The 23504-nt window shown below is 67.0% G+C and carries 25 protein-coding genes; 7 read left to right on the top strand and 18 right to left on the bottom strand.

The window, feature by feature from the left end; translation table 11 throughout:
- Nucleotides 1–92 precede the first annotated feature (92 nt).
- The 16 genes from GGR71_RS15590 to GGR71_RS15515 form a co-directional block, all read right to left on the bottom strand.
- On the bottom strand, nt 93–701 hold the full coding sequence (locus GGR71_RS15590; RefSeq protein ID WP_160961192.1) for a hypothetical protein: 609 nt from the start codon (nt 699–701) through the stop codon (nt 93–95).
- A complete protein-coding gene (locus tag GGR71_RS15585) occupies nt 701–1369 on the bottom strand; it encodes a TadE family protein (protein WP_160961189.1) in 669 nt (222 codons plus the stop codon). Before GGR71_RS15585 ends, GGR71_RS15590 begins: the two co-directional genes overlap by 1 nt.
- Nucleotides 1366–1752 carry a DUF192 domain-containing protein gene (locus tag GGR71_RS15580; RefSeq protein ID WP_160961187.1) on the bottom strand — a complete coding sequence of 129 codons (387 nt, stop codon included), beginning with the start codon at nt 1750–1752 and terminating at the stop codon, nt 1366–1368. Before GGR71_RS15580 ends, GGR71_RS15585 begins: the two co-directional genes overlap by 4 nt.
- Nucleotides 1749–2639, bottom strand: coding sequence for a type II secretion system F family protein (locus GGR71_RS15575; protein ID WP_160961184.1), 891 nt, complete (start codon nt 2637–2639; stop codon nt 1749–1751). The genes GGR71_RS15580 and GGR71_RS15575 overlap by 4 nt, the downstream gene beginning before the upstream one ends.
- Nucleotides 2636–3484: a type II secretion system F family protein gene (locus GGR71_RS15570; RefSeq protein ID WP_160961182.1), complete on the bottom strand. Its 849-nt coding sequence runs from the start codon at nt 3482–3484 to the stop codon at nt 2636–2638. The genes GGR71_RS15575 and GGR71_RS15570 overlap by 4 nt, the downstream gene beginning before the upstream one ends.
- The gene (locus GGR71_RS15565) at nt 3484–5205 is read right to left on the bottom strand and encodes an ATPase, T2SS/T4P/T4SS family (protein ID WP_184452106.1); all 1722 of its coding nucleotides are present in this window, start codon (nt 5203–5205) and stop codon (nt 3484–3486) included. Before GGR71_RS15565 ends, GGR71_RS15570 begins: the two co-directional genes overlap by 1 nt.
- A gap of 30 nt (nt 5206–5235) precedes the next feature.
- A complete protein-coding gene (locus tag GGR71_RS15560) occupies nt 5236–6615 on the bottom strand; it encodes a type II and III secretion system protein family protein (RefSeq protein ID WP_160961179.1) in 1380 nt (459 codons plus the stop codon).
- A gap of 221 nt (nt 6616–6836) precedes the next feature.
- Complete coding sequence (gene cpaB, locus GGR71_RS15555) at nt 6837–7679, bottom strand: Flp pilus assembly protein CpaB (protein WP_160961176.1); 843 nt, start codon at nt 7677–7679, stop codon at nt 6837–6839.
- A gap of 42 nt (nt 7680–7721) precedes the next feature.
- A complete protein-coding gene (locus GGR71_RS15550; RefSeq protein ID WP_160961174.1) occupies nt 7722–7916 on the bottom strand; it encodes a hypothetical protein in 195 nt (64 codons plus the stop codon).
- Nucleotides 7913–8605 (bottom strand): hypothetical protein, encoded by a 693-nt coding sequence (locus tag GGR71_RS15545; protein ID WP_160961172.1) that lies wholly within the window; start codon nt 8603–8605, stop codon nt 7913–7915. Before GGR71_RS15545 ends, GGR71_RS15550 begins: the two co-directional genes overlap by 4 nt.
- Nucleotides 8602–9432: a TadE family protein gene (locus tag GGR71_RS15540; RefSeq protein WP_237474412.1), complete on the bottom strand. Its 831-nt coding sequence runs from the start codon at nt 9430–9432 to the stop codon at nt 8602–8604. Before GGR71_RS15540 ends, GGR71_RS15545 begins: the two co-directional genes overlap by 4 nt.
- 11 nt (nt 9433–9443) lie before the next feature.
- A complete protein-coding gene (locus GGR71_RS15535; protein WP_343160833.1) occupies nt 9444–10082 on the bottom strand; it encodes a hypothetical protein in 639 nt (212 codons plus the stop codon).
- 155 nt (nt 10083–10237) lie between these two features.
- On the bottom strand, nt 10238–11746 hold the full coding sequence (locus GGR71_RS15530; RefSeq protein ID WP_160961166.1) for a pilus assembly protein TadG-related protein: 1509 nt from the start codon (nt 11744–11746) through the stop codon (nt 10238–10240).
- A gap of 172 nt (nt 11747–11918) precedes the next feature.
- Nucleotides 11919–12197 (bottom strand): pilus assembly protein, encoded by a 279-nt coding sequence (locus GGR71_RS15525; protein WP_160961164.1) that lies wholly within the window; start codon nt 12195–12197, stop codon nt 11919–11921.
- Nucleotides 12198–12885: 688 nt separating this feature from the next.
- Nucleotides 12886–13701 (bottom strand): ABC transporter permease, encoded by an 816-nt coding sequence (locus tag GGR71_RS15520; RefSeq protein WP_160961161.1) that lies wholly within the window; start codon nt 13699–13701, stop codon nt 12886–12888.
- Between the two features lie 19 nt (nt 13702–13720).
- Entirely contained in the window at nt 13721–14722 is a 1002-nt protein-coding gene (locus tag GGR71_RS15515) for an ABC transporter ATP-binding protein (RefSeq protein ID WP_184452104.1), read from the bottom strand.
- 137 nt (nt 14723–14859) lie between these two features.
- On the opposite strand from GGR71_RS15515, the gene GGR71_RS15510 reads away from it, so the two are divergent.
- The 7 genes from GGR71_RS15510 to GGR71_RS15480 all read left to right on the top strand — a co-directional run bounded on the left by GGR71_RS15510 (nt 14860) and on the right by GGR71_RS15480 (nt 21524).
- Nucleotides 14860–15570, top strand: a complete 711-nt coding sequence (locus tag GGR71_RS15510) for an FAD-binding oxidoreductase (RefSeq protein WP_237474419.1) — start codon at nt 14860–14862, stop codon at nt 15568–15570.
- Between the two features lie 535 nt (nt 15571–16105).
- Nucleotides 16106–16684: a hypothetical protein gene (locus GGR71_RS15505; protein WP_184452102.1), complete on the top strand. Its 579-nt coding sequence runs from the start codon at nt 16106–16108 to the stop codon at nt 16682–16684.
- Nucleotides 16681–16881 carry a helix-turn-helix transcriptional regulator gene (locus GGR71_RS15500; protein ID WP_048491275.1) on the top strand — a complete coding sequence of 67 codons (201 nt, stop codon included), beginning with the start codon at nt 16681–16683 and terminating at the stop codon, nt 16879–16881. The genes GGR71_RS15505 and GGR71_RS15500 overlap by 4 nt, the downstream gene beginning before the upstream one ends.
- 90 nt (nt 16882–16971) lie before the next feature.
- A complete protein-coding gene (locus GGR71_RS15495) occupies nt 16972–18486 on the top strand; it encodes an alpha/beta hydrolase (RefSeq protein ID WP_048491276.1) in 1515 nt (504 codons plus the stop codon).
- Between the two features lie 31 nt (nt 18487–18517).
- On the top strand, nt 18518–19264 hold the full coding sequence (locus GGR71_RS15490; RefSeq protein ID WP_017908432.1) for an ABC transporter ATP-binding protein: 747 nt from the start codon (nt 18518–18520) through the stop codon (nt 19262–19264).
- Entirely contained in the window at nt 19261–20442 is a 1182-nt protein-coding gene (locus tag GGR71_RS15485; protein ID WP_048491277.1) for an ABC transporter permease, read from the top strand. Before GGR71_RS15490 ends, GGR71_RS15485 begins: the two co-directional genes overlap by 4 nt.
- 143 nt (nt 20443–20585) lie before the next feature.
- Nucleotides 20586–21524, top strand: a complete 939-nt coding sequence (locus GGR71_RS15480; RefSeq protein ID WP_184452100.1) for a CPBP family intramembrane glutamic endopeptidase — start codon at nt 20586–20588, stop codon at nt 21522–21524.
- 96 nt (nt 21525–21620) lie between these two features.
- Here the strand turns inward: GGR71_RS15480 and GGR71_RS15475 are convergent, their stop codons facing one another.
- Nucleotides 21621–22628, bottom strand: a complete 1008-nt coding sequence (locus GGR71_RS15475) for an energy transducer TonB (RefSeq protein WP_160963226.1) — start codon at nt 22626–22628, stop codon at nt 21621–21623.
- Nucleotides 22629–22799: 171 nt separating this feature from the next.
- Entirely contained in the window at nt 22800–23408 is a 609-nt protein-coding gene (locus GGR71_RS15470; RefSeq protein WP_160963228.1) for a TIGR00645 family protein, read from the bottom strand.
- Nucleotides 23409–23504 lie beyond the last annotated feature (96 nt).

Genomic DNA, 23504 nt, shown 5'->3' with positions numbered 1-23504 from the left:
GTAACGGTGCGATCGGCCGATCTTGCTGCATCACCATGAACCTGCGTCGACCAACGATGGCGATGCGCGCTTGGGTCGCAGAGAACGTCGGATCAGTGCGCGAGGTCGGGCGGCTGGAACAACGCGTCCGGCTGCGGGCCGTAGTCGACGCGTTGGATGTCCCATTGCTGTTGCTGTTCCAGCCCGGTCTTGCCGCGATAGGCGAGCACCAGGCCGGTCTCCCGGTCCAGCCACATCGTGCCTTGCCGGGTCCTGCCAGGGCCGTCCGGGTTGACCAGGCGGTACCGCCACTGCACCGCGGGTCGGCCCGCGCGCAGGCCGCTGTCGCCACGCTGGCAGTCGGCAAACATGCCCAGACCGGCGCAAGGCTGTTCCGGATTGAAGCGTAGTGGCCAGCGCATGCCGGGAACGGGCATGGCCCCACCTTGCTGGCCGACGATCCAGCCGGTCGGCGCATCCTTCGCCAGGATCAGCGCATACGGCGCGCCGCTCGCATCCTGGAACTGGATGCGAAGCGCGCCGTCGCGAAAGAACACCGTCGCCGCCTGCGAAGCGCCGCGTGGCTTGATCCGGCTCAGACCGCCGAGCTCGTTGGTGCTGACCTGCGCAACGCCGGAGAACGCGACGTCCTCGGCACGCGCCGAGCCGGCAATCATCTGACACAGCAGCACAACGCAGGCCAGCAGCGTCAGACGAGGCATCACTTGTCCAGGTTGCCCTGCGTGTAGATCGGCGACTGCATGCGCACGATGGCATAGCTCTCGATGGGCAGGCGCCCGGTGAGCGGCTGCAGCGGAGAAGCTTCGAACGTGCCTGCTTTCAGGTACTGGGATTTGCCGCCCAGCACCCAGCCGACGAAGGGGACGACCAGCGGCGCGTCGTAGACCACCTTGATCTTGAGGATGTTGGCGTCCTGGACATTGACGCCGCTGCTGCCGACCGCGTCGCTGCGGTAGGCGAGCGTGTCGTTCGGCAAGGCGTACTGGCCGTTGTACTGGCGTTCGCGGAAGTTGCTCCAGGCGGCTCGCGTGGGATTGATGACCGTGATGCGGCCGTGCAGGGTGAGGTCGGCGAACGCCTTGGCGTACGCCACCTCGACCGCGGCCTGGCCGGTGTCGTGCGCATACAGCGGCATCATGCCCTTGGCAAAGCCTTTGCGCATTTCCATGCGGTCCACCCCGCTGACCGCACCCGCGCGCGCCGCCATCAGCGCGGCGTAGTCGAGCGTGGACTTCATGCGATACAGCAGCACCGCCTGGATGACGGCAAGCAACAGGAACAGCAGCACCGGCGTGATGATCACCAGTTCCACCATGGATTGGCCGCGCATCGACGAGCGGCTGCGCAGTGTGCGGACGTGTGCTTTCATGACCGGGCTCCCGGAGAGGAAGGCGCTGGCGCGGTGGCGCGCCAGCGCCAGTGTTCGCCGCGTTGCGGTTGCAGGCGGTCCAGTGCACCGCCGTGGAATTCGATGGTGGCCGCGGCGCGCCGGCAAAGCGCCGCGCGATACGGCCTGACGTTCTCGCGCCACTCCAGCACGACATCGTCATGGTCAAGGAACACCAGATCCAGCGGGTAGCCCATGCCGATGGTATGCACGCTGGCGCAGGGGCGGATCAGCAGGGCCTCCGAACCATCCGTGGCCAGTGCCGGGCGCGCCAGCAGCCCGCGCGCGCGCGACCACCATGTGTCCGCCGCCCACACCTGCGGAATCGCGGTACCGGCGCTACGCTCGATGCATCCACGCTTCACAGGATGCCCTCCTGCAGCATCTTCAAGTAGATGAAGTAACCCAGGAACAGGAAGATCAGCGGAAAGAAGAACATCACCAGCGGCAGCATCATCTTCACCGGTGCTTCCAGTGCCAGCTTCTCGGCGCGCAGGAAGCGTTCCTCACGGCGCTGGTTGGCCTGCGCACGCAAGGTGTCGCTGAGGTTGGCGCCGACCTTGTCGGCCTGGATCAGCGCACTGGTGAAGCTGGTGATCTGCGCGATGTCCATGCGCTCGGCCATGCGCCGCAGCGCCTCGGCGCGGGGCAGGCCGGCACGAAGGTCGCGCAGCATGCGCGAGAACTCCTGCGACAGTGCGCCTGCCGGTCCCTTTGCCACCGCCTGCTCGATGCCGCCGGTGACGTTCAGGCCGGCCTCGACCGACATGGTGATGAAATCCAGATAGACCGGCAGGTCGCGCACGACGGTCTTCTGCCGCGCCTTGCGCCGTTCGCCCAGCCACAGCGCGGGATACAACCAGCCGAGCACACCGCCGAACAGCAGGCACATCAGGCCCGAGCCGATGCCCAGGTGGCCGAGCATGCCGGTGCACAGCAGGAAGAAGGCGATCACCACCAGCGCGCTGGCCATGCGCAAGCCATAGAACTCTTCGGGCGTCAGCGTGTAGTCCTGGCCGGCCGCCTGCAGCTGGCGGTGGGTCTGTTCCAGTTGCGCCACGCTCAGGCGTGGCGCGATGCGCCGGGTCAGCACCGTCACCAGCGGCCACATCAACTGCATCAGCCGCGGCAGCGGGTCGTAGTAGGTACGGTCTTCCAGTTCGACTTCGCGGATCACCCCGCGTGTGCCGATCACCACCAGCGCGACGGCGCCGGCAGCCAGAAGCGCGATGAGGGCGAGCATCCAGGTCATACGTCGATCGTCATGATCTTCTTGCAGAGACGGTAGCCAAGGTATTCCATGACCAGGCAGATGGTGATCACCACCCAGCCGTGCCAGCTGTGGAACATCGGCTGCATGGTTTCGCTGTACATCAGGCTGAGGTAGCCGATCAGGAACACCGGCAGCATCGCCATGACGATGCCTTGCAGGCGGCCCTGCGCGGTCAGCGACTTCACCTTCTTCTCCATGGTCAGGCGCCGGCGCAGCGTCTCGGCCAGGGTTGCCAGGGTCTCCGCCAGGTTGCCGCCGACCTCGCGCGAAATATTCACCGCCGAGACGAACAGCTCGGCATCGGTGATGGGCACGCGCTTGCTGAAGTTCTCCATCGCCTCTTCGGCGCGAAGCCCCATGTGCTGTTCGCGCAAGACCAGCGCCAGTTCCTGCGCGAGTGGCGGCTGGCCATCGTGAACCAGCACTTCCATCGCCGGCGCGAAGCCGACGCCGGCGCGCAAGCTGCTTGACAGCATCTGCAGCGCGTCGGGCAGCTGCTCCTGGATCTTCTCCAGCCGGCGCTTGCGCAGGAAGGCATAGATCTTGCGCGGCGCGAAGATCAGGAAGATGCCGATCAGTACCGCGATGACCAGGCTGCCGGTGAGCATCCAGACCAGCAGCGGGATGATCACCATCACCACGGCGCTGATCATGTAGACCTGGGCCGGATCCAGGAACAGGAACATGTCCGCCAGGTTCATGCGGGCCTGGTCCATGAAGCTTTCGCGATAGCGCTTCAGGAACTGCTCGCTGGAACGCGCGATCAGCAGGAACGCCATCACGGTCCCGGCAAACACCAGCAGGGCGATCAGCCACAGGCTCATCAGCGCGCGCTTCCCTGGTTGCGGAAGATGCCCAGGTCCACCGACACGCCACGCTCGGCGAGTTCCTCGTAGAACTCGGGCACCGCGCCGGTGGCCACGAAGTTGCCGGCGACCTTGCCGTCGGGACCGTGGTAGGTGGTGGGCTTGAACAGGAACAGGTCCTGCATCTGGATCGTGCCGCTTTCGATGCCGGTGATCGCGGTGATGTGGCTGACCTTGCGCGAGCCGCAGGGATAACGTCGTTGGTGCACGATCAGGTTGACCGCCGACGCGATCTGCTCGCGCACCACCGTCATCGGCAGCTCCATGCCGGCCATCATCACCATCACTTCCAGGCGCGACAGCGTCTCGCGCGGATTGTTGGCATGCGCGGTGGTCAGCGAACCTTCGTGACCGGTGTTCATCGCCTGCAGCATGTCCAGACATTCGCCGCCACGGCACTCGCCGACGACGATGCGATCCGGGCGCATGCGCAGTGCGTTCTTGACCAGGTCGCGGATGGTGATCTGGCCCTTGCCCTCCATGTTGGGGGGGCGGGCTTCCAGCGCCACCAGGTTGGGCTGCACCAGCTTCAGTTCCGCCGCGTCCTCGATGGTGACCACGCGGTCGCCGTCCGGGATGAAGTTCGACAGGATGTTCAGCAGCGTGGTCTTGCCCGAGCCGGTACCACCGGACACCACGACGTTGCGGCGCTCGCGTACGGCCATGATCAGGAAGTCCAGCATCGGCTGGTTCAGCGAGCCGAACTTGAGCAGGTCCTCGCCCATCAACCGACGCGTGGCGAACTTGCGGATGCTGATGCTGGGTCCGCGCAGGGCCACCGGCGGAATCACCGCGTTGACGCGCGAGCCATCCTTCAGGCGTGCGTCGACCAGCGGCGAGCTTTCGTCGATGCGCCGCCCCAGCGGGGTGACGATGCGCTCGATCGCCGCCAGGCAGGCGCGTTCGTTGGAGAACACCACCTCGGACTTCTGGATGCGGCCGGCACGCTCGATGAAGATGTCGTCATGCGAATTGACCATGATTTCGGTGACGGTCGGATCGTCGATCAGGTCCTCCAGCGGTCCCAGCCCGATCGCCTCGTCCAGCACCTGCTTGGCCAGCCGACGCGGACTGATGTCCGCGGGCAGATCGCTGAACTCGCGCTTGAGGATGTCGTCGATCAGGTTGATGGTGCTGTCGCGCAGCGCGCTGTCGTCCATGCTGCGCACGTCCATGCGCCGCAGGTCCATCTGCCGCACCAGCGCCATGTGCAGCTTGGTGCGCCAGGTGGCGATGTCCGACGGAGGCGGCCCGGCCACCACCATGTCCGTCGCGGTAGGCGCAGATGGCTGGCGATCAGGCGCTGCGTTGGTGGCGGGTGCCGCGGCCTCGGTCCTGACCGCTGCACCGTCGTTGGCGGCGGGCGTCTGCCGGGCGATGCGCGCATCGTCGCCGCTGACCTTCAGCAGGTACTGGCCAATGCGGATCTCGTCCTTGCCGTCGATCGGCCCCTGCTTGGCCAGCACCACCTTGCCGTTGAGCGTGATCGGCTCGCGCCCGCCCAGCGGCAGGATGAACACGCCTTCGTCCTCGCGCAGCAGGGTGGCGTGCTTGCCGGCGATGTTCCAGCCCTGCAGCATCACCAGGTTGGCATCGGCGCGGCCGATGCCGCACTCGCGGTGCATGCATTTGACTTGCCGCGTATCGCCTCCTGGCGTATTGATCAGCACTGTGAACATGGCGGTGAACCTTGCGCTCCGTGGGGTGGGTTACTTGATCAACTTGTCTTGGCGGGGACTGATTTCGTCCTGCAGTTCCTTCTCGATCCCCTGGGCACGCTGCAGGTCCTGCAGGTTCTCCGGCGAGGTCGGTCTGACGATGCGCGGGGTCACGAAGATCACCAGTTCGGTCTTGTTGCCACGGAAGCCATCGGAGCGGAACAGCTTGCCCAGGATCGGGATGTCGCCCAGCAGCGGCATCTTGTCCACCGCTTTGGAGGCTTCACGATCGAGCAGGCCGGAGATGACGATGGTCTGGCCGGCATTGACGTTCAGTTCGGTCTCGACACGCCGCGTCAGGAAACCGGGCACGCCCTGCACCGACACCGACGGATCGATCCGGCTGACCTCGGCCATGATCGAGGTATTGACCTGATTGGACGAGTTGACCGACGGATTGATGTTGAGGCGGATGCCGTATTCCTTGTACTCGATCTGGGTCTGGCCGAGGATCGACGGCACCACGATCGGTACCTCGCCGCCGACCAGGAAGGTCGCGTTGCTGCCGCTCTTGGCGCTCAGCTTGGGCTGCGCCAGCACCCAGGCCTTGCCGCGGCTCATCAGCAGGTTGATCTTCGAGGCGATCGTGGTGGCGATGCCGAAATAGCCCTGCGGCCCGGGCAGCTTGGTGGGCAACTGGTCCTTGATGTCCTGGAAGGTCTGGTTGTTCTGCGGCAGCACGCGGAAGTAATTGTTCGTGGTCACGTCGCGGATCAGGCCGCCGATCGGACCATCGATGGTGCTGTCCCAGCGGATGCCGAGATCCTCCACGGCGTTCTTGTTGAACTCCATGATGGACACGTCCATCTGCACCATCGGCCGCATGCCCACCGGGTCGGCGCCGGCGAAGTTCAACACCTGCGGATAGATCTTCTGCAACGCCTGGATCTTCGCCGTGGTGGCGGCGTCGATGTCGTTGCCCGAGATCACCACATTGGAGCCGATGGCCCGCACGGTGACGCCGGGCGTATTGCCCAGCAGTTCGCGCACGGTCTCGGCCGCACCTTCGGACTTGCTGCCACCCACCGTTACGTTGACGTCGCGCTGGCTGCCATCGGCCATCCACAGGTGGACGTTGGTCTCGCCGGGCTTGGTGCCGATCATGACCAGCTCGGACTTGCCAACCGAGAAGACGCTCAGCACTTCGCCGTCGCCGACCGCGATACGGCGCAGTGCCCCGGGTACCCGCCGCACCACTGCCTCACCGGCATAGATGCTTTGCGACGGCTGGATCAACGGGGCGACCGACGGCTTCCTGTCGCCGGCCAGCGCGACGCCGCCGCCGCCCGACGAGGAGCCGCTGTTGCCCAGTTCCTGGATCTGCGATTCCATCGTCTGCTTGAGCTGGTCGACCTGGCGTCCTTGCGCCATCAGCCGTGCCTGTTCCGCCGACGTGGCATCCGCTGCCTGTCCTGCTGCCGGCGCCGGTGACGGCACCCCGGCATGCGCGGCCGGCCGCGCTGCCGCGCCGGTGGTTGCGGCCTGTTGTGCCGATGCGTTCCATCCCCCGATGCCCGCCAGCAGCAAGCCGGCCAACCATGGCGCCGATGTCCCGGCCTTGCTCCTGCGACGGCGTGTTGCTTGCGTCATGCTTAACCCTTTCCGCCAATGATGAACTCAACGCGGCTGCTTCCGCTGCCCGTGCTTGCCGGATCTCCCGATCCGAGCGATCGCAACAACTGACTCTCGCTCATGCCCGTTGCCGCGCCAGGCGAGGTGTCCTGAACTTCGCGCAGCAGCACGCGCACCGCGCCCACCTTGGAGGCGACCGCCAGCTGCTTGGCCTGGTACTGGTCCAGCTCCAGAGTGACGCTGGAAAAGCCGGTGGACGTGTTGGATTCCTCGCCTTCCTTCGGCGTCGGCGTCTCGCCGATGCGGCTGCCGGCCGCCAGCACCTTGATCTTCTGCAGCAGCGGGAACACCTGCGCGCCCGATGCCTGACCGCCAGCACCGCCATTGCTGCCGGTGGAGGCGTCCTTGACGAAGAAGATGTCGATCAGGTCGCCTGGCGCGATCATGCCCGAGATCGAATTGTTCTCGTCCACGCTCATCGTGTAGGCGACCTTGCCCTTGGGAATCAGCCGCGAGAACTGGTCGTACAGCGGGACCAAGGCGCTGGCGCTCAGCGGTGCGCCGCCCCGCGCCGGCGCACGCAGTATCCGGCCTTCGAACTGGGTGTGGTTGTCGGGCGTGACCGCGTCGGCGGGCGCGAATTCGGCCGGGACCGTGCGCAGCGCCAGATCGCTGCCCTGCAGGATCGCCCCTTGCGGCAGATCGTTCACCGGGACCGCGACGTCGACCATCGGCCGGTTGTCCTGGGTGCGTTCGGCGACCGTGGTGCGGATGTAGCTGACCGCGATGAAGGCGGCAAGGCCGGCCATGACCACCGCGATCAGGATGAAAAGGACGTTCTTGCTGAGTTTGGGTTTCTGCATTGAAGAGGCGCCGTCGGGCAGGTCATCGCGAGGGAAGAAGGATCACCCCACCAGTACGTCGGACGCCGAGATGGCGTAGACGAAGGCGGCATAGAGATCTTTCAGGGCTGTCACCACCTCGGTGATCAGGTCGGGCTTGGCGATCAGCACGATCACCAGCGCCATGACCACCACGGTGTATTCGATCGTGGACTGGCCGCGCTGCAGGCGCCGGCCGGGCAGGACGTGCGCATTCATTCGACCACCGCCACGATCACGGTACCGGTCTGTCCGCGGCTCGAGGTCACGGTGACGCGATCGTCCTGCCGGGTGAACCGGGAGACGCAGTGCGGACTGCTCGCGTTGCAGGCCGAAGAGGAGCCGTCGCGCGCGTAGCCCTGCCCGGCGAAATACCGCGCGTAGTACTGCTGGTTCTGCAGCGGCGTGTAGCGGTTGAGCATGCTCAGTGTCCTGACATGACGCGGCGTGTCCATGTAGACGATGTCCTCGGCGACCTGCGTGTCCGGCAGCCGGCCGAAGCCCTTGCCGACTCCGTCGGCGGGGAGGTTTTTCTTCGGGATTTCCATCACGCCGATCTGGCCCTGGGTGCGGTTGGCATCGCCGCTCAGTTCCACGGTGATGTAGTACCCGCTCTTGGTCATGTGGCCGAGCACGGTCTTGCTGCCGGCCGGTGTCGCCACGACGAGGTCGCCCCATTCCTTGCGATAGAACTGCTCGACCTGCCGTGGCGATTGCGCGACGCTGAAACGGCTGGCGCGCATCGCGATGCCGTTGTAGAGCATGTGGTCGGACACCACCTCGCCGGACGCCTGGTCCGGGACCGGTACCTCCGGCCAGTCCACCGCACGCGCCGGCTGCACCGCCAGCGCGGACAGGAGCAGGCCCAGCCCGCTGGCGAGCACGCGATGGGAGCTGCGTGCGTTCATGGCTTGCCCGGCTTGACCGGATAGTTGGCCAGCTTGTCCGAAGGCACGACATCCGGCTCGATGGTGCCCAGCTCCAGGTCGCCGAGGGAGCCGACCATCGGCAGGATCGGCTTCAACGGCTTGACCATGTCGAAGATGCGATCGAGGCCGGCGAAGTAGGAGGCAGGCGCCAGCGGACGCACGGCGCTGACCACGCTGCGCGGGCCGCTACGCGGACCGGACGCGTTCCAGGCGTCGGTCAGCAGGGTCTGGTGGCGCTTGTCGACCAGGTTGAGATTGTCCAACGGTTCCAGGAAGTGCGCAGGTCGCCCGTCCGCCGTCTTCAGGTCGCGATAGTTCAGCGCCACTTCCGCGGTGACATAGCCGTTGCGGTTGGGCGGGAACGCGCTGTCGGCGAAATTCCGTGGCACCAGCGCGGCGGCGTTGTCCATGTAGCCCGGAGAGCCGCTGTTGGCGGTCCGTGTGATCGACAGGTCGCTCTTCTCCAGCAGCTTCCGGTTGGAGAAGGTGTTGAGCATCTGGTCGGCGAACGCACCGTTGCCGTTGCCGGAGGCGCGGCTGGTGATCGGCGCGTCGGCATCGGCGAAGTTGCGGTCGAGCGCCCTGCGCTGCAAGACGGCGCGGCTTGGCGGTTGATAATTGCTTGCCACACTGGCTTCCCAGGCGGCGTTGCGCGCCGCCTGCATCGCCATCTGCTTGCCGTGCCCCAGTTTGGCCACGACCGGGATCAACAGGAACAGCGGCACCAGCACGGCAGCACACACCGCCAGCTCCACCATCCCCTGTCCGCGCATCCTGCGCGCTGGTGAAAAGAACGTCGTCTTCATCCTGCGTCCTCCTAGTTTTCTTCCTTCGCACCCGCCACGTTGGAAGGAATCAGACCGCTGCCGAGGCTGAACGACTTGACCTGCAGCACGCAGCCGTTGCCGCCCTGCAGCGGCTTGGCTTCCAGCGGAATGGCCTGCAGGTAAGCGCCTGCACCGTCCACGGTGCAGCCGGCCGCATCGCCGGGCGATTCGGAAAAGCCCCACTTGGTACCGCCCGACCACATGCACACGTCCTGCTTGCCGTTCTCCCAGCGCGTGCAGGGCTGGCCTTTGATCTGGCCTTCGCCCGCCAGCTTCCAGCCGATGGCCTGGACGCTCTGGCGCTCCTGCGTGCGCGCGCTGCTGTCGATCGGCATGTACATGCCGTTGGCGTCTTCGATGGCGTCCTTGTCCGTGTGCTCTTCCAGTTTGACCATACAAGCGGCCTGCGCGCTGTCGCCATCGGCGCCGAGGGTCCAGCTCACCTGATGGGCGAACTGCCGATGCGCATCGATCATGATCTCGACCTCGCCGGTTCCCAGCTTGGCTTCTTCCTGCGGCGAGAGTGCGCGGGTCGGCATGCCCGAGCCGCGGCAGGCCTCCAGCTTCGCCTGGTAGTTCTTGCGCTCCAGATTCTCGCCGCCCAACCGCGATTCCCAGGTCAGGACCACGTGGAGGGCAGGTAGCGATTTGACACCGCTCTCGGCGGACGACGAATTTTCGCCGGCGCCCCCTTCCGGTGCTTCGTGCGACTGGCACCCTGCGGTGAACGCGAGCGAGGCCGCGCAGGCCAGGGCCAGAGCGCGGGATCGGTTGGTCGATAACATCATGGAGCGGCCACCAGGAGTGTGCGGTCGGAGATGGGGGTTTGCACCAGGCGTGCCTGCCAGTAAGGACTGAACAGACTGCCCTTTTCGAACTTGCCGTCGCCTCTGCCCCACACCGAGCGCCGGAAGGCGCTGAGTTCGTAGGGCCGATTGAAGTAGACCTGTGCGCTGGCCATCGCGCGCAATTGCTCGCCCCGCGCCTGGTCCTTGAGCTGCATGCGTCCGCTTCCCATCTTCAGCGCGGAACTGGTACGGGCCTTGTCGACCTTGGTGCCGACTTCGACCGTATAGATCGGCCCCGCATTGGCGCCCTCGGGCTGCTGCGAATAGGCATCCTTGACGTCGTGGTAGCGCGGACTGATGCCGTAGCGGTAGCTGTTGATGAAGGCATCGTTGCGCTTGAAGTCCGGTATGACGGCCGGGTCACCTTCGATGAACCGCGCAGCGATATCGCTACTCCGGGTGCCGTTATAGGCCTGGTAGCGGCGGCCGTCATAGGGCGATGTCCAGCCTCGCCCGTTGTTCATGCCAGCGAAGAAGTTCGGCTTGCGACCATCCACTGCCTGCGTACCACCCCAGCCGATCGGAAACTTGAAGGTCTTCAGGAACAGAGGCAGGCGGAACTGGAAGGCATCCACGCCCGACCAACGGTCGTACTCGACCATGTCGGTGCCGCCGTTGTTGTTGAACACGCCGAAGGCGGTGCCGTCGCGCGCGCGCGTGAACGTATCGCGCGACGCCATCACCACGTTGCGGTAGCGTTCGCCGCCCTTGTTGGTGCTGGTCAGGCCGCGGCGTTGACCCGGCGTATAGCTCTCGAGCTGATTGCCGGCCGACAGTACGTTCTTCGCCAGCACGCCCTTGCCGACCACGGTCAGATCGGCATCGGGCACGTTGTCCTTGACCACCTTGCTGGCCATGGCGAACACATTGGCCTCCGAGGCGAGATCGCCGACTGCCGCGTCGGCGGCCAGCGCGTAGGGATGGTCGAGGAATTGGTCCAACCCGCGGACGGAGATATCGGCCATTCGCAGAAAGCCTTGCCGGAATACCTTGAGGGCGGCGTTGAGCGCTGTCATCGCGCGATCGATGGCGATCAACGCTTCACCGAGGCCGGGCACCCAGAACAGCAGGACTTCGGCGAACTTGTTGAATTTTTCGAAGTGGACCGTGGTGGAGTGGACCATGGTCAGCCAGGAGTTCAGGCTGACGATCTGCGCGACCGCCACTTCGTTGGCGACGCGTCCGCGATTCAGATAGGCAGCGAAATTGCGCGCGCGCGCCTGCTCGACGGCGATGCTGTAGGCCGCGGCATCGGCGGCGTTGGTGAGTTCGACCTTCTTTCCGACCACCTGTCCGGTATTGAAGGTCACCAGCAGGCCCACGCATAGCACCATCAGGAACACCAGCACCATCGGCATGGCTTGTCCCTGCATCCTTGAACGGATACAGGTCGGCCCTTGCGCGACCGTCGTGGTCGAGGGATCGGCGGCGGCGATGATCACCATGCGGCTTCCTTCGGGCAACACCACGCCGAGGGCACGACGCGAGCGTCGGACCCGGCTGGTTCCATGGATTGGGGGTGCTAGCTAATGTGCAGAGGCCCGGATAAGGCTTCTGACGACACGACCGACGGCAGGCCACCATCTGCCCGCTTCCGGGCAGATGGTGGCAAGAGCATTACTTGTTGCCGTTGTAAGCGGCCATGCCCTTGTCTTTGTCGGCCTGCGACTGCGCCTTGCCGGCGTTGGTGCCAGCGCGGTTGATCATCTGGCTGGCATCCTGCTTGCCCGACAGTTCCTGCGCCATACCGGCGACCTGGCTGCGGACGGTACCGCCGAAGAACGTGAACACGCCGATCGCAGCGATCGCGATCAGGGCCACGATGATGATGTACTCGGTCATACCCTGGCCGAGCTGCTTGCGGCCGAAACGGATGGGCTTGCGTTGGATCTTCATCTGATTCCTCTCCTTGGCTCGATCGCCCAATCACCGGCAACACACAAGCGTGCCCCGCGGCAACGTGTGGCGACATGGGTTCATTAAGTGAAGTCGTTCACGGAGACGAAGCTGGTCTCCGGCCCGCGCTTTACGTCCAGTAAAGAGATGGTGTGTAGCGGACGTGTGCACTGTAGCGTCGGGATATTGCCGTTACAAGAAAACTTGCGTTAATAAATTGGCGCTTAATAAGATGCAAATCACATTATTGAGTCAAACTTTGGACGCGTGCGATCCCGTATGGAATATACAATTGTGAATTCGGTGCAGTCGCGCCGTGCGCACCGTCAGATTTGGATGTGATGCGTGGCGGATATGTCGGCATGTTGCACGGCGTGCCATCCGCGAATGTCGCTGCGTCCGCGATCCGTGCAGGCGCGGGTCGGGTGGCCGTGGGCGGCCGGAGACGCGTGACGAGACAGTCGGCAATGTGTATCGATGCGGAGCAAGGCAGATGCGCTTGCTCCGGCCGGGCCTGTGAGGTCGCAGCATCGAATGGCGGGTGACCTGCCGCCGCTCTGCTTGCAGCCAGAGATTCGGAACCGGGCGGACACGGGACGCATCGAGCGGCCCCGGCGCTTGGCAGCGTCGGGCATGAGAAGGCGTGAAACCCCGGGACGCCGGGGTAGTGCGGAGGGGACGCGGGGCGTCAGCTCCGCAACCCCACCCCACGCCGCAGCAGCCACAGCGCCAGCGCCGACAGCACCGCGACGAAGCCCAGCATTAGGCTGTAGGCCACCCATACCGGCACGTCACTGCTGCCGAGCAGGCCGTAGCGGAAGGCATTGACCATGTAGAAGATCGGGTTGGCGTGGGTGGCGGCCTCGGCCCAGCCGGGCAGCAGCTTGACCGAGTAGAACACGCCGCCCAGGTAGGTCAGCGGGGTCAGGATGAAGGTCGGCACGATCGCCACATCGTCGAACTTCTTCGCGTAGACCGCGTTGATGAAGCCGGCCAGGGAGAAGATGGTCGCGCCCAGCAGCACCGTGGTCAGGGTCACCAGCGGGTGCGGGATGCGTACCGGGGTGAAGAACATGGCGATGATCAGCACGATCACGCCGACCATCAGCCCGCGCAGCACCGCGCCGGCGACGTAGCCCCACAGGATCACCCAGTTGGGCATGGGGCTGACCAGCAGTTCCTCGACGTGGCGGCCGAACTTGGCGCCGAAGAAGCTGGAGCTGATGTTGCCGTAGCTGTTCTGGATCACGCTCATCATCACCAGGCCGGGAACGATGAACTGCATGTAGCTGTAGCCGCCCATGTCGCCCACGCGCGAGCCGATCAGGCCGCCGAAGATCAGGAAGTACAGGGTCATGGTGATCGCCGGCGGCACCAGGGTCTGGCCCCAGATGCGCAGGATGCGCTTGACCTCGCGGCGTACGATGGTGCCCAGCGCGACCCAGTTGCGCTGGGCCGGGGTGGCGTCGGAAACGGGAAGGGTGGAGTCGGTCTGGGGAGTCATGGTCGCCGCCGTGGGGGCATCAGGGAGTGGCGGACGGCGGCGTCGCGCCGGCGCTGGCCGTCGCCGCGTCGCGGTGCTCGCCGGTGAGGCGCACGAACAGTTCCTCCAGGCGATTGCTCTTGGTGCGCATGGAGCGTACGCGGATGCCGGCGTCGCCCAGCGCGGCGAACACGCGGTTGAGGTCCATCGCCCGCGGCATGTCCAGGTCCAGGGTGTGCGCGTCCTGCGCCAGCAGCGTGGTGCCCTCGATCGCCGGCAACTGCGCCGGCAGTTCGCCGTCGATGTCCAGCAGGAAGCCTTCCACGTCCAGCTTGGCCAGCAGGGCACGCATCGGACCCTGTTCGACGATGCGGCCGCGGTCGATGATCGCCAGGTTGCGGCACAGGCTCTCCGCTTCCTCCAGGTAGTGCGTGGTGAGGATGATGGTGGTGCCGGCGCCGTTGATCTCGCGCAGCACGCGCCACATGTCGCGGCGGATCTCGATGTCCACGCCGGCGGTGGGTTCGTCCAGGATCAGCAGGCGCGGGCGGGTCATCATCGCGCGGGCGATCATCAGCCGCCGCTTCATGCCGCCGGACAGGGTGCGGCTCATCACCTGCGCCTTTTCCCACAGGTGCGCGCGCTTGAGTTCCACTTCGGCCAGGCGCTCGGCCTCGGCGCGCGGCATACCGTAGAAGCCGGCGTAGTTGACCAGGATGTCGAAGGGCTTCTCGAACAGGTTGAAGTTGATTTCCTGCGGCACCAGGCCGATCAGGCGCATCGCCGCGCTGCGCTGGCTGCTCAGGTCGGTGCCGAACACCTCGACCTGGCCGGCGCTGAGGTTGACCAGCGAGCTGATGATGCCGATCAGGGTGGACTTGCCGGCGCCGTTGGGGCCGAGCAGGGCGAAGAAGTCGCCGGGCAACACGTCCAGCGACACGCCGTGCAGGGCCTGCACGCCGTTGTCGTAGGTCTTGCGCAGGTCGCGCACGCGCAGGGCGGGCGCCGGCGTCTGCGGGGAAAGAGCGGATGCGGGAGTCAAGGCGGGCCTTCGCGCCGCATCGACGGCGCAGGAGAAGTGCAGCCGCTATTATAGAAGACCTCGTGGGGTCGCCCCCGGCCACAGACTGTTGCATCTCCGTGCCTGCCCAATTCCCGCTGAAACTGGTCGATCGCCACATGCTGGCTCCGGCCGTCGGCCATTACCGCTTCGTCCGCGACGACGGCCAACCCCTGCCGTTCGCGCCCGGCCAGTTCGTGCAGGTGCACTTCCACTATGCCGACGGCACGGCGACCAAGCGCAGCTATTCGCTGGCCACGCGTCACGATCCGGCGCAGCCGGCCGATGCCACCGTGGAGATCGCGGTCAGCTTCGTCGCCGGCGGCGCGGCCACGGCGCTGTTCGAGGCGCTGGAGATCGGTGGCCAGGTCTGCGCCAGCGGCCCGTACGGTCGCTTCTGCCTGCAGCCCGGCGACGCCAACCGTCGCTATCTGCTGATCGCCACGGGCACCGGCGTCACCCCGTACCGCTCGATGCTGCCGCTGCTGGAAGCGGCGATGGCCGAGCGCGGCGTGGAGGTGGTGCTGTTGCTGGGCGCGCGGACCCCGGCCGAGCTGCTGTACGGCGACGAGTTCCGCGCCTTCGCCGATGCGCACCCCGATTTCCGCTTCGTGCCGTGTTTCTCGCGCGAGCTGCCGGAAGCGCCGCATCCGGACGTGCGGCATGGCTACGTGCAGCAGTTCCTGGGCGAATTCGCGCCGCAGGCCGAAGGCGACATCGCTTACCTGTGTGGCAATCCGAACATGGTCGATGCCTGCTTCGATGCGCTGAAGGAGGCTGGCCTGCCGGTGCAGCACATCCGTCGCGAGAAGTACGTCAGCAGCAAGTAGGGGCGATGCCTACGCCTATTGTAGGAGCGGCTTCAGCCGCGACCGCTCACCAGGAAGGTCTGTCGGGTCCGAAGCCGTGCGTTCCGGAAATGCCAAGTGCGCTGCGCGCCCGTACCCTCACCCCAACCCCTCTCCCGGCGGGAGAGGGGCTTTAGCGTCTCCCTTCTCCCCTTGGGAGAAGATGCCCCGAAGGGGCGGATGAGGGTAGGGCGAAGCCTCGCAGGGCCATATCCTTGCAGGCGCTGCGCGCCCCTTGCCCTCACCCCAACCCCTCTCCCGATGGGAGAGGGGCTATGGCTTTCGCTTCTGCCCTCGAGACCTTGGCTCCATTTTTGGGAAAGGTGCCCCGAAGGGCTATGAGGGCTTCCGCACGGACGCGTCTGTGCCCCCTATCTCGACTGTAAAGGACGCTTGACAGGTGTCCCTGCGACGCGCATTCTGCTGTCAAGCGTGCTTGACAGGGGAAAGGTCGGCACGCCATGGGGCGCAGCCGGAACGGGCGCCGGAACGGGGTGGGCTGAGACTGGGGGCGGGCATGGGGAACTGTAGGCGCAACGCGATCGTAGTGCTTTGCGCGAGTCTGGCGCTGCTGGCGGCGGCTGCTTGGCTGCCGTTCGGCGGCAGCGACTATCTGCGTGGGCTGTGCATGGGCGTTGGCGTCAGCGGCCTGTTCATGGCGGTGCTGCTGTGGTGGTCGCGGGGCAGCCTGGCCGACAGCGCGCCGCGGGCGCTGGCGCGACGTTACTACCGTGAGTTCTTCCCGCCGATGGGCGCCTACGTGGTGGTGATGCTGTTCTGGAAGCGGTTGCTGGATAGCGTCGATGTGCTCTGGCTGCGCGCGGTGGTGGCGCTGCTGCCGGCCGTGATGCTGGCGCTGGTGATCCGCGCGGTGGCGCGCTTCGTGCGCGACTCCGACGAGTTGCAGCGGCGCATCGAGCTGGAGTCCATCGCCATCGCCGCCGGGCTGATCTGCGGCGTCTACATGGCCGCGGGGTTCCTGCAGGCGGCGCAGGTGATCGTGGTGTCGGCCTCAAGCGCGATGTTGTGGGTGTTCCCCGCACTGTGCATGACCTATGGCGTGGTCAAGGTCGCGAACGCGCGCCGCTACCAATGAACAGCCGAGTCCGCGAGCTGCGCGAGGCGCACGGCTGGTCGCAAGGCGAACTGGGCGAGCGGCTGGGCGTGTCGCGGCAGACCATCAATGCGCTGGAGACCGGCAAGTACGATCCGAGCCTGCCGCTGGCGTTCCGTATCGCGCGGTTGTTCGCGCACAGCATCGAGCAGGTGTTCCTGTTCGATGAGGCCGAGTAACCGCGTACTCCGTTCCATGCCCTACCGGGCACCGACGACGCCATGTTCCGGCATGGCATTCTGCAAGTCATGACCTCAAGGATGCGAACCATGCGACACCCTTCCCGGCCGTTCGCCATTGCGGCGGCCACCCTGTTGCTCGCCGCCTGCCAGGCGGCCCAGGCGCCGGCGCCGCAGACGTCCGAGCGCAGCTACGGCACGCTGCGCTTCCACCCGTGCACGCTGACCAATCCGGTGGCTTCCAACAACGTCGCCGCGCAATGCACGCGCATGGCGGTGGCGGAGAATCCGGCGGCGCCGAACGGCCGCAAGATCGAACTCAACATCGCCTGGCTGCCGATCACCGGGGAGGGCGGCAGCGATCCGGATCCGGTGTTCTTCCTGGCCGGCGGTCCCGGCCAGGCCGCCACCCAGGTCGCCAGCATCGTTGACATGGCACTGCGCGAAACCCGCAAGCGCCGCGACGTGTTCCTGATCGACCAGCGCGGCACCGGCCAGTCCAATCCGCTGAGCTGCCTGGGGCCGGACGGCAAGGACATGCCGCTGGCCGATCCGGCGCGTGCGCCCACCGCCGCCGAACTGGTCGACTACGCCCGGCGCTGCGCGCAGTCGCTGCAGGGCCGTGCCGACCCGCGCTACTACACCACCACCCAGGCGATCGGCGATCTGGACGCGGTGCGCGCCGCGCTGGGCGTGGACAAGGTCAACCTGATCGGCGGTTCCTACGGCACCCGCGTCGCCCAGCAGTACGCGCGCCGCTATGCGCCGCACGTGCGCAGCGTGGTCATCGATGGCGTGGCGCCGAACGACCTGGTGGTCGGCGGCGAGTTCGCCAACACGTTCGAGGATGCGATCGCGCTGCAGGCCGAGCAATGCAAGGCCGACCCGGCCTGTGCCAAGCGCTTCCCCACCGACACCCGCACGCAGCTGCGCGCGGTGGTGGAGCGCCTGCGGCAGGCGCCGGTGGAAGTGGACTACCGCGATCCGGCCAGCGGCGAGAGCCGCCACGACCGGGTCACCGCCGACACCGTCACCAGCCTGGCGTTCTCGTTCTCCTACGCGCCGCAGACCGCGTCGCTGCTGCCGCTGGTGCTGGACGAAGCCGCCAACGGCCGCTACGGACCGCTGATGTCGCTGGCGCGGATGATGGGCCGGCAGTTGGATGGGCAGATGAACCGCGGCATGCAGTGGTCGGTGATCTGCGCCGAGGATGCCGACCGCTATCGCGCGCCGCAGACGCACGACACGCTGCTCGGTCCGGAAGTCGCGCAGATGTTTTTCGCGCCTTGCCCGGTGTGGCCCACCGGCACCCGTCCGGCCGACTTCACCGCGCCGTTCACCTCCACGCTGCCGGTGCTGCTGACCTCCGGCCAACTGGATCCGGTGACCCCGCCGCGTTACGCCGAGCGCGTGCTGAAGGGCCTGCCCAACGGCCGTCACCTGGTGGTGCGCGGCCAGGGTCACGGCACCATGACCCTGGGCTGCATGCCCAAGCTGCTCGGCCAGTTCTTCGAGACCGCCGATGCCAAGCACCTCGATGCCACCTGCCTGGACGCGATGAGCGGCGTACCGGCCTTCACTTCATTCAACGGATGGGAACCATGAGCTGCGCAGCGTTCGACAGGGAGGGGCACGCATGATCGTCGCCGACAATCTGCACAAGGCATTCAAGACCCGCGCCGGCGCCGTGCAGGCGGTGCAAGGGGTCAGCTTCCAGGCCGCCGACGGCCAGATCACCGGCCTGCTCGGTCCCAACGGCGCCGGCAAGACCACCACCTTGCGCATGCTGTACACGCTGATGGCACCGGACCAGGGCCAGGTGCGCGTGGACGGCGTCGACGTGGGCCAGGATCCGATGGCGGTGCGGCGCGCGCTGGGCGTGTTGCCGGACGCACGCGGCGTGTACAAGCGGTTGACCGCACGCGAGAACATCGCCTACTTCGGCGAGTTGCACGGGCTGTCGGCGGCACGCATCGCCGAGCGCACCCGGTTGCTGTCGAAGGCGCTGGACATGGACGACATCCTCGACCGCCAGACCGAAGGCTTCAGCCAGGGCCAGCGCACCAAGACCGCGATCGCCCGCGCGCTGGTCCACGACCCGCGCAACGTGATCCTGGACGAACCCACCAACGGCCTGGACGTGATGACCACGCGCGCATTGCGCGGGTTCCTGCGCGAGCTGCGCGAGGAAGGACGCTGCGTGATCTTCTCCAGCCACATCATGCAGGAGGTGGCGGCGCTGTGCGATCGCATCGTCATCATCGCCAAGGGAACGGTGGTGGCCGCCGGCACCGCCGACGAACTGCGCGCCCTCACCGGCGAACCCAATCTGGAAGACGCCTTCGTCAAGGCGATCGGCAGCGACGAGGGACTGCACGCATGAGCCTGCTCCGTACCGTATTCACCGTGATGCGCAAGGAATTGCGCGACCTCTCGCGCGATCGCCGCACCCTGGCGCTGGCCTTGCTGCTGGGGCCGCTGCTGTACCCGGCGCTGATCCTGGGCATGGGCGCGCTGGCCGAGAGCCGCGTACGCACCCAGATCGACAAGCCGCTGGACATTCCAGTGATCGGCCGCGAACGCGCGCCGAACCTGGTGGCTTTCCTCGCCGCACAGGGCTTGAACGCGGTCGCACCGCCGAAGGACCTGACCGGGGCGATCCGCAGTCAGGACGTGGACCTGGCGCTGAAGATCGACGAGGACTACGCCAACGCCTGGCACGAAGGGCGCCCGGCGCTGGTGGAGATCATCAAGGACAGCACCCGTCGCGATGCCGACATCCCGACCCAGCGAGTGCAGGCCGCGCTGAGCATGTACGGTCAGCAGGTCGGTGCCTTGCGCTTGCTGGCGCGTGGCATCGATTCGCAAGTGTCGCGGCCGCTGGACGTGGCGTTGCAGGACCTGGCCACGCCCGAGGCCAAGCGCGGCGCATTGCTGGCGATGCTGCTGCCGGTGCTGCTGACCATCACCTCGTTCATCGGCGGCGCCTACCTGATCCTCGACGCCACCGCCGGCGAACGCGAGCGGCAATCGCTGGAGCCGCTGCTGGCCACCCCCGCCTCGCGCAGCGCCATCGTCAGCGGCAAGATCGCCGCGGCCTGCGTGGTCGGCCTGGTGTCGCTGCTGCTGACCCTGCTCGCGTTCAAGCTCAGCGCGCAGGTGGCCAGCGGCATCGGCCGCCAGCTCAACGTCAGCTTCGTGGCGATGCTGCAGATGCTGTTCGTGCTGCTGCCGATGCTGTTCATCGGCACCTCGCTGCTGACCTACCTGGCGGCCTCGGCCAAGAGCATGAAGGAGGCGCAGAGCCACATGACCTGGCTGATGCTGCTGCCGATGCTGCCTGGCTACGCGTTGATGGTGTATCCGCTGAAGACCACGCTGTGGCAGTTCGCGGTGCCGTTCCTGGCGCAGAACCAGATGCTGATGAAGATCATCCGCCGCGAAACGATCGATCCGCAGATCTGGGCGGTGTACCTGCTCACTGGCTTCGGCCTGGCCGCGGTGTTGTGGCTGGCGGCGGTGCGCCGCTACCGGCAGGAGCAGTTGGCGATCTCCAGCTGAGCAGGCGGCAGCGCGCGGGCGGGGGCCGCGCGCTGCACGCCCGTCGTCGCGGAGCCGCGCCGGGATGCGATCGTGATGCACACTCCCTGTGCGCGGCGGAAGCGTTCCGTCTTGCCGACTCCTCCTCCGCAGCGAGCCTTTGCATGTCTTCATATCCACACGATGCCCCAGCAGTGACGGCTGCCGGCGCTGGGCGCCTGCTGGTGCTGGGCGAGGCGCGCATCCTGCAGCCGGGGAGCGTGCGCTGGCTGCGGGCGGTGGCCTGGGCGATCGCGTTGCTGGCGCTGATGGTGGTCGTGGCGACGGCGGTGCCGCTGCTGTGCGCCAGGCTGCTGCCGCCGGGCGCGGAGCGCGTCGCGCCGTATGCCACGGCATTGACGGCCGCCATCCTCTACGCCGTCGCGGTCCGCCTGGGCGAACGGCGCTGGCCGGCGGAACTCGCCTGGCGCATGGCGCCGTCGCAGTTGGCCCTTGGGCTATTGCTGGGCGCGGCGATGTTCGCGGCGGTGATGGCGCTCATGGCGGCGTTCGGCGTGTACACGATCCGCTGGGCCGGGCCGGCGCCGGCATGGGGTGCGCTCGGCAAGGCGCTGCAGGCCGGCGTGGTCGAAGAACTGATGCTGCGCGCGATCCTGCTGCGCCTGCTGTGGCGCGCGTTCGGGCCGTGGTTGGCGTTCGCGCTGTCGGCGCTGCTGTTCGGCCTGGCCCATCTCGGCAATCCGAACGCGAGCGTGTTCGCCGCGCTCTGCATCGCGGTGGAGGCCGGCATCATGCTGGGTGCCTTCTATGTGCTCACCGGCCGGCTCTGGGTCTCCATCGGCGTGCATGCGGCCTGGAACTTCACCCAGGGCTATCTGTTCGGCGCGGCGGTGTCGGGGACCGACATGGGGCCGGCGATCGCGCGCAGCGCCGCGCAGGCGGGGATGCCCGAGTGGCTGAGCGGCGGCGCGTTCGGGCCGGAGGCCTCGTTGCCGGGCCTGCTGGTGTGCACCGTGGTGGGCGCGATCGCGACCTGGGTGGCCTGGCGCAAGGGGCGCTTCGGCGCGACCGCTCGCAGCGCGCGCATGACACCGACGCCCTGATCGTTCTGGTCGGAGTGTTCCCGTCGGCGCGGTGTTGCGCCTTCGCGTTCGCTGCGCGCCCGGCGGCTGCCGGGCGCGCGCATGATGTTGCGCGGCTCAGCCGCCGGGATTGAACGCCAGCGTGCGGCGGGTGGTCACCGGTGCCCCGACCGGCTCGAAGCGCCAGCGCTTGGTGGCGTTCAGCGCTTCGCGGTCGAACACCCGCGGCGGTGTGGAGCGCAGCACGCGGGCATTGGTGACCGCGCCGTCGGTGCCGACGGTGATCTCCACCAGCACTTCGCCAGCGGTGCCCGAGCGCAGCGCTTCGGGCGGGTAGCGCGGGGCCGGGGTACTGATCGGGCGCAGGGTCTGTGCGGCGGCGGCGGCCGGCGCGGCCGCGGGAGCCGCCGCCGGTGCGGGCGTCGGTTGCGCCGTGGCGGTGGGCGTGGCGGGGCGCGCGGCGGCCTGGCGTTCGGCTTCCTGGCGTGCGCTCTCGCGGCGCGCGGCCTCCTGCTGCGCGGCGATCTGCTGCGCGGCCTGCGCCTCGCTGGCGTGCTGCTGCGCCTGCTTCTGCTGCTCGGCGGCCAGCTTGGCCTTCTGCTCGGCGTCCTTCTTGGCCTTGTCGGTCTCGTCCTGGCTGCGCTGCGCCACGGCCTCCATGCCCTTGCTCACGCCCTGCTTGAGCCGCGGCAGCGCCGGCGCCTGCGGATCCATCTTCTCGATCAGGCCGATCAGGCGCTGCGCTTCCGGGAAATCCTCGCGGTTGATGCTCTGTTCGGCAGCGATCAGCGTGTACGGCATCAGGTCGGTCAGCGCACTCTTGACCCCGGCGTCGTCCGGCTGCTTGTCGCGCAGCGCCAGGTAGTACTCGACCGCGTTGTTGCCGGCCGGCGCGTACATGCGGTTCTCGCGCAGCGCCTGGCTGGCCGAGTCGTGCAACTGTTCGGTACCCATCGACTGCACCTTGGCCGAGACCGCCGGCGGTGCCGGTGCGTTGGCCGCGGCGGTGGCCGGTGCAGCGCTGGGTGGTGCGGCCTCTTCCTGCTTGGAGCAGGCCGCCAGCGCGGCCAGGAACAGGATCGGCGCGACCCGGCGCGCCTTGGCGAGTGTGGTGAGTTGCGACATGCGTCCCCCTGAATCCCCGGTGTTGGCAATCAACGATGCGACGGCGGTGCGTTCGCGGTGCTGCGGCCCCCATGCCGCCAGCGCACCCCATCGGTCAATCTAGCATCCGCGGCCGCCGTGTGCGTGGCAGCCGCTGCCATGCGGCAAAAAGCGTGACGCTGCGCGCGCAGGTCAGTGCGCCGGCCGCGCCGGCGCGGACGCGGACATGATCCGGTCGGTCCAGGCGATGCCGATCGCCGACAGGATGAAGATGCCATGGATGATGGTCTGCCACAGCACGCCGGTGGCGGTCAGCGTCGCGCAGCTCTTCAGGTCCACCGTGCCCACGGCGCTGGCCAGTTGTTCCGGCGAGCACATCGGCATGCCGCCGAGCGCGCCGACCGCGATGAAGGTCTTGAGCAGGTGGATCGAGGAGATGCCGATGATCGACAGCGCCAGCTTGACCTTGAGCACGCTGGCGTTGACGTGGCTCAGCCATTCCGGCTGGTCCGGGTGGCCTTCCAGGCCCAGCCGCGACACGAAGGTTTCGTAGCCGCCGACGATCACCATCACCAGCAGGTTGGAGATCATCACCACGTCGATCAGGCCGAGCACGATCAGCATGATCTGCTGTTCGCCCAGGCGCGGCGCCTCGTGGATCAGGTGCCACAGCTCCTTGCCGAACAGGAAGACGTACACGCCCTGGGCCACGATCAGTCCCAGGTACAACGGCAACTGCAGCCAGCGCGAGGCGAAGATCAGGTTGGACAGGGGGTGCAGGCGGGGCCGCTCTGGAGTCATGGCTTGGTCTGGAATGCTGCGTTGCGGGAGCGGCCAGGGTACTCGGCCGGCGATGACGCTGCCAAGCCGGGGGGCGCCGCTACACTCGGATTCCCC

This window comes from Xanthomonas sp. F1 (genome assembly GCF_014199855.1).
This window is presented reverse-complemented; position numbering and strand designations above follow the sequence as displayed.

What these genes read in the sequence shown, in the direction of transcription:
- GGR71_RS15590 (WP_160961192.1), bottom strand. Translation starts at nt 701, where the DNA reads ATGCCTCGTCTGACGCTGCTGGCCTGCGTTGTGCTGCTGTGTCAGATG.
- GGR71_RS15585 (WP_160961189.1), bottom strand. Translation starts at nt 1,369, where the DNA reads ATGAAAGCACACGTCCGCACACTGCGCAGCCGCTCGTCGATGCGCGGC.
- GGR71_RS15575 (WP_160961184.1), bottom strand. Translation starts at nt 2,639, where the DNA reads ATGACCTGGATGCTCGCCCTCATCGCGCTTCTGGCTGCCGGCGCCGTC.
- GGR71_RS15570 (WP_160961182.1), bottom strand. Translation starts at nt 3,484, where the DNA reads ATGAGCCTGTGGCTGATCGCCCTGCTGGTGTTTGCCGGGACCGTGATG.
- GGR71_RS15565 (WP_184452106.1), bottom strand. Translation starts at nt 5,205, where the DNA reads ATGTTCACAGTGCTGATCAATACGCCAGGAGGCGATACGCGGCAAGTC.
- GGR71_RS15560 (WP_160961179.1), bottom strand. Translation starts at nt 6,615, where the DNA reads ATGGCGCAAGGACGCCAGGTCGACCAGCTCAAGCAGACGATGGAATCG.
- cpaB (WP_160961176.1), bottom strand. Translation starts at nt 7,679, where the DNA reads ATGCAGAAACCCAAACTCAGCAAGAACGTCCTTTTCATCCTGATCGCG.
- GGR71_RS15550 (WP_160961174.1), bottom strand. Translation starts at nt 7,916, where the DNA reads ATGAATGCGCACGTCCTGCCCGGCCGGCGCCTGCAGCGCGGCCAGTCC.
- GGR71_RS15545 (WP_160961172.1), bottom strand. Translation starts at nt 8,605, where the DNA reads ATGAACGCACGCAGCTCCCATCGCGTGCTCGCCAGCGGGCTGGGCCTG.
- GGR71_RS15540 (WP_237474412.1), bottom strand. Translation starts at nt 9,432, where the DNA reads ATGAAGACGACGTTCTTTTCACCAGCGCGCAGGATGCGCGGACAGGGG.
- GGR71_RS15530 (WP_160961166.1), bottom strand. Translation starts at nt 11,746, where the DNA reads ATGGTGATCATCGCCGCCGCCGATCCCTCGACCACGACGGTCGCGCAA.
- GGR71_RS15525 (WP_160961164.1), bottom strand. Translation starts at nt 12,197, where the DNA reads ATGAAGATCCAACGCAAGCCCATCCGTTTCGGCCGCAAGCAGCTCGGC.
- GGR71_RS15520 (WP_160961161.1), bottom strand. Translation starts at nt 13,701, where the DNA reads ATGACTCCCCAGACCGACTCCACCCTTCCCGTTTCCGACGCCACCCCG.
- GGR71_RS15510 (WP_237474419.1), top strand. Translation starts at nt 14,860, where the DNA reads ATGCTGGCTCCGGCCGTCGGCCATTACCGCTTCGTCCGCGACGACGGC.
- GGR71_RS15505 (WP_184452102.1), top strand. Translation starts at nt 16,106, where the DNA reads ATGGGGAACTGTAGGCGCAACGCGATCGTAGTGCTTTGCGCGAGTCTG.
- GGR71_RS15500 (WP_048491275.1), top strand. Translation starts at nt 16,681, where the DNA reads ATGAACAGCCGAGTCCGCGAGCTGCGCGAGGCGCACGGCTGGTCGCAA.
- GGR71_RS15495 (WP_048491276.1), top strand. Translation starts at nt 16,972, where the DNA reads ATGCGACACCCTTCCCGGCCGTTCGCCATTGCGGCGGCCACCCTGTTG.
- GGR71_RS15490 (WP_017908432.1), top strand. Translation starts at nt 18,518, where the DNA reads ATGATCGTCGCCGACAATCTGCACAAGGCATTCAAGACCCGCGCCGGC.
- GGR71_RS15485 (WP_048491277.1), top strand. Translation starts at nt 19,261, where the DNA reads ATGAGCCTGCTCCGTACCGTATTCACCGTGATGCGCAAGGAATTGCGC.
- GGR71_RS15480 (WP_184452100.1), top strand. Translation starts at nt 20,586, where the DNA reads ATGTCTTCATATCCACACGATGCCCCAGCAGTGACGGCTGCCGGCGCT.
- GGR71_RS15475 (WP_160963226.1), bottom strand. Translation starts at nt 22,628, where the DNA reads ATGTCGCAACTCACCACACTCGCCAAGGCGCGCCGGGTCGCGCCGATC.
- GGR71_RS15470 (WP_160963228.1), bottom strand. Translation starts at nt 23,408, where the DNA reads ATGACTCCAGAGCGGCCCCGCCTGCACCCCCTGTCCAACCTGATCTTC.